At 33.3% G+C, this 4,361-nt stretch carries 6 protein-coding genes and 1 pseudogene; 5 read left to right on the top strand and 2 right to left on the bottom strand.

The window, feature by feature from the left end; genetic code table 11:
• The 5 genes and pseudogenes from BUB12_RS17245 to BUB12_RS18280 form a co-directional block, all read left to right on the top strand.
• Nucleotides 1–952 (top strand): ATP-binding protein (locus BUB12_RS17245; protein ID WP_327196160.1); only part of this gene is annotated, 952 nt, incomplete at its 5' end.
• Nucleotides 953–987: 35 nt separating this feature from the next.
• Nucleotides 988–1,635 (top strand): annotated as a pseudogene (locus BUB12_RS17240) (SpoVR family protein); the annotation flags it as partial.
• A gap of 303 nt (nt 1,636–1,938) precedes the next feature.
• Nucleotides 1,939–2,214, top strand: coding sequence for a hypothetical protein (locus BUB12_RS17235; RefSeq protein ID WP_072892148.1), 276 nt, complete (start codon nt 1,939–1,941; stop codon nt 2,212–2,214).
• A gap of 42 nt (nt 2,215–2,256) precedes the next feature.
• Entirely contained in the window at nt 2,257–2,592 is a 336-nt protein-coding gene (locus BUB12_RS17230; RefSeq protein WP_072892147.1) for a hypothetical protein, read from the top strand.
• A 79-nt stretch (nt 2,593–2,671) separates the two neighbouring features.
• The gene (locus BUB12_RS18280) at nt 2,672–2,884 is read left to right on the top strand and encodes a group II intron maturase-specific domain-containing protein (RefSeq protein ID WP_143155666.1); all 213 of its coding nucleotides are present in this window, start codon (nt 2,672–2,674) and stop codon (nt 2,882–2,884) included.
• Nucleotides 2,885–3,092: 208 nt separating this feature from the next.
• Here BUB12_RS18280 and BUB12_RS17220 read toward each other — a convergent pair whose 3' ends face one another.
• Together BUB12_RS17220 and BUB12_RS17795 are read right to left on the bottom strand one after the other, a co-directional pair.
• A complete protein-coding gene (locus BUB12_RS17220; protein ID WP_268801949.1) occupies nt 3,093–3,269 on the bottom strand; it encodes a DUF4083 family protein in 177 nt (58 codons plus the stop codon).
• A 251-nt stretch (nt 3,270–3,520) separates the two neighbouring features.
• Nucleotides 3,521–4,361 (bottom strand): hypothetical protein (locus BUB12_RS17795; protein WP_072892145.1); only part of this gene is annotated, 841 nt, incomplete at its 5' end.

Genomic DNA, 4,361 nt, shown 5'->3' with positions numbered 1-4,361 from the left:
GGAAGCAGTTAGAAACGCAGTAATTCATCGTGATTACAGTGAATTAATGCAGTCGAATTATATACAAGTTCGGATGTTTCCAGACAGAATTGAAATAGAAAGTCCAGGAACTTTATATGGTGATGTAACAATTAATAATTTGATAACGAGTACAAAAGCGAGAAATAGTGTCATTATTACATTATTGGAGGACCTTAAAATAATTGAAAATCGTGGTTCAGGAATTGATACGATGATACATACAATGAAAACTGCTTATCTTGAACCCCCACAATTTAAGGAAACCCGAAACAGTTTTATCGTTACATTTAGAAACCATAATTTTATTGATGAAGAGGCTATTGCATGGCTAAATGCCTATACTGATATTTCAATGAATGATCGGCAAGTAGCAGCACTAGTATATACAAGAAACAATAAAAAAATTACCAACAGAGAGTATCAAGAACTAAATAGTACCGATAGTGTAACAGCAACGAAGGAATTAAAGTATTTATTACAAAATGAACTTATTATTCAAAATGGTACAAGGGGAGGAGCATTTTATACATTAGCAGTTAGTGAAGAGAAAAATAAAAGTAACTCTGGTCATATTGGTGGTAGCTCCGTACCTAATGATAGTAACTCCGGTCCTAACAGCAGTAACTCCGGTCCTAACAGTAAGAACTCCGCACCTAGTGGGCAAGAATTATTATTAGATATATCAGAAGTAGCAAGAGAAAAGCGTCGATTGGGTTCCGTGCAAATGAATGAATTGATAGTAAGGCTTTGTCAAATAAAACCACTAACATTACAAGAATTAAGTAAATTATTAAATAGAAAACCTGATCCACTTAGAAAAAAGTATCTTTCAAAATTAGTTAAAGAGGAAAAATTGGAATTACTTTATCCAGATCAAATAAATCACCCTAAACAAGCTTATATAACAGCTGATAGAGAGAATATAGAATAATAAATTATCATTTCTAAGATTGTTGTAGTTTCTTAACACCTATACGATACGAAGGCTGGGCGAGTTATTGGCATCAGCGTATCCTCCGGGAAATGGACTTGTCGACAGAGGAAACGATTGAATTCGCTAAGCTGAATGCAAGTGTTGTGCAGCCATCTAAACAACAAATTAATCCATATTATCTCGGGTTGAAAACCTTTGAGGACATTGAAGAACGATATAACAATCCTACGAAGGAAATGAAAGAACGAGGAGTGGAGCTAGGTTCTGGAAGAGATAAGATATTTGAGGTACGTGAGATTGAGTCGGATATTTCTTTTATCCGCAACTACCTAAAAAAGGACCTCGTCCAGCAAGAAGATATGTACCTTTTTGAAAAACAAGGGGAGTATTACCGTATTACGGATAAAGATTATGAGAATGTAAGAGATCAATTAGTTTCGATGAGAGTCAATGGAGGGTTTCCGTATATAACAGTTGAAAATGGCGATTACATGCGGAACGGTGAGTTGTATTTAGTGCATAGTTATGAAGGAACAGAACTGGATCTCAAATACTTGGAGAATGTATTGCCATATATATATCAGCTGTGGGGACGGAAGGTTTATATGGAGACGGTTGTGGATGATAAAGAGGTTGTGTATTCGTATAATGGGGATAAGGTTTATCAGCGGTTGTTGTGACAGGGTACAAAGTGTGTGATGGGAGTAGGCAAATTGTCTGCTTCTTTTTTTATGACTTTTAAAATAATACTTGAGTTTGTAATACTAGGTTTGAAACGTAGCAGAAATTTGTTTGCCAGATGTAAAGTAACCATAAAACACTCCTAAAAGATTATTTATATTTCACTCTTTAGAATTATTTTTAAGTTTAATGTAGAATTAATAATATAAACCTAATTAAGTTATACAACTAATTATAATTAGAAAAGAGGTGTAAAAATTAGAGTAATGCTAATATAAATTACTTTACAAGGGGGAAATTGGTTGGATCATCCATTTAATGATATCATTAAAGAAATTATTCAACTATACAACAAGTCAGGTGTGGTTTGGAAGGTAACAAAGACGAAGCATTATGGAAAAGCACACCTGGAAAAACGTCAAAGAAGAAACGATTTACCGCAAGATTGGACCCTTGAGGATTACAACAACCATATCTTGAATATAATGAAGGGCATGGATAATAATGTTCACATATACTTCCTCCCAACATTTAAGCAGAGTTATTTTGCATTTGATGATGGAACATGGATCCAATAACCCAGGGTACACTTATCTTGGGAAAGTAAAGGATGTGTGGAAATGAGTGAATATAAACAAGACATTCTCAATTATGGTGATGACGTTAATGATTTTGATTCCAGCCCATTTGAAAGTCTACGAATGTTGCATGATAGAACTAACATTCATATGGTTCAAAATAAGTTAGAATTTGAAGAAAAGGTTCTGCTTGGTTATTACGATTTAAAGCTAATTGAAAATGCTAACAAAATGGTTAAACGCCTTCGCAACGTATACGATTTTAAGTTATCAGACGAAAATAAAATACCACATGAACAATGGTGGTGGCATCTAAATAAAATTGCTGAAGGTATGATGGATTTTGGCATTTCGACTGAAAAGGGTAAGGCGATATAGTTTGATAAGGTCCCTGACCCCCGCTACGCTAAAGTGATAGAGAAGTGGGGGTCAGGCACCTTATTTGAAGGCTGGGTGGATGGAAGGAAAGTTTATACTCTTACTCGTGGAGAATCTGTTGGAACGCTGTGACAACACGGTAAGAAAGACCATAAAGTCAAAATATCTAAAACGCCCGATACAAAGGTTTAAGTCTAAAGTCAGAGAATTAACTTCTAGAAAAGAATACACGGAAATGGAAGAACGAATCCGCAAACTTAACCTATATCTCGTTGGATCTCTAGGGTATTAAAAACTCCTTCACGCACCGTCCATATTAAAGAAGCTTGAATGATGGATAAAGCATATTCATATTTTGTCATCTCCAGGAAATTAACCAAAACATAATCGTATCCGAGTTAAATTGTTGCCATAAAAAAAGGGTATAAGGTAATGTAATATCTTATACTCTTTTATGAACTAACAATTTCTCTATCAACCATCTTAAAAAAATTTATAAACTAATTGCTTTGTTTTTTCAACAGTTTTATAATTTCATCTAACTTTTCCTCAATTCTTAGAGCGCTAATTTTCTCAGCTTTGGAATTTGTAACCATTCTCCGAACAAAAAGAGTGAATGAAATTATAAATAACAGGATTAAAACTATCATTATAGTAAGATAAATTATTTCTAGCAAAGATAAAACTCCCTTTATTTTGTTTATATTTCTATAGTAACACAATATAATAGTATTCTTTTGTAAAAAAAATGAAATAATAATTGTTTGATTCCGGACCCTTATTTATAAATATTTCTTCTCACCGCTTAAGTAAGTACTTGTTCTCAGTTAGAAATTGTTCTTGCTCGCCCTTCCTTAAGGAAAATAAGCGAAATAAAATATATACTTTATTTCGCTTATTTAAACAAAAAATGTTAAATTAAAATAAATTAATCGGCTACTGCAGCACCATAAATATTGCCAGTTTGAGTTGCACCTACATATACTTCAGCATTAAATGAATTGTAAACAATACCAGCCCATCTAATTCCAAATACACTTTCTACATATGCCTTTGTATAAATTTCACTATATTTGTAGCCACCTATAAAAAGTGGTCGTTCACTTCCACGGTTAACCACATCTATATTTAATGTTGATCCCCAAAAGTGTCTTTTAAAGTCACCATCTCCAAATGTTGCTTGAACATCTGAACCATTAAATTGCCATTGTCCTTCCGCTTCAAGGGTAAACAATTTTCCACCTGCACCGTTATATGCAGTAGCAGTAGTGCTTTTTAGCGGTGTATGTTCATATGGAATTTCTGACATAATTTGCAGTTGATCTGTGGAATTAGTATGTCCTATGTTATTAATTGATTTTGTTTTATTTTCCAAAATCATTATTCCGCCTTTACCTAAATACAAATCTATAGTTCCGTTTTCAGTTTCAAAGGTTTTGAAAAATTCATCCTCTGAATTTACGTTATTATGTTTTTTTTCTTTCATAATATCGTTTAGAACTAGAGTGTTCCTTCTGTTTTTAGAACTAGCTACGTCTTCAGGATATATGTCCTTCATCGATAAGTTCGATTCGTCAATTTCTTGAGGCATTGGATTATCTATGAAATAACTATTAATTAATACCTCGATGTCTTCAAAAGTAACAGTTTGTTTTTTACTTTTCTCCAATGCAGTTTCAATTCTGTCTGGAAACATCCGAACTTGTATATAATTCGACTGCATTAATTCACTGTAATCACGATGAATTACTGCGTTTCTAACTGCTTCC

The organism is Ornithinibacillus halophilus, from assembly GCF_900129485.1.
Classification (GTDB): Bacteria; Bacillota; Bacilli; order Bacillales; family Amphibacillaceae; genus Ornithinibacillus; species Ornithinibacillus halophilus.
This window is presented reverse-complemented; position numbering and strand designations above follow the sequence as displayed.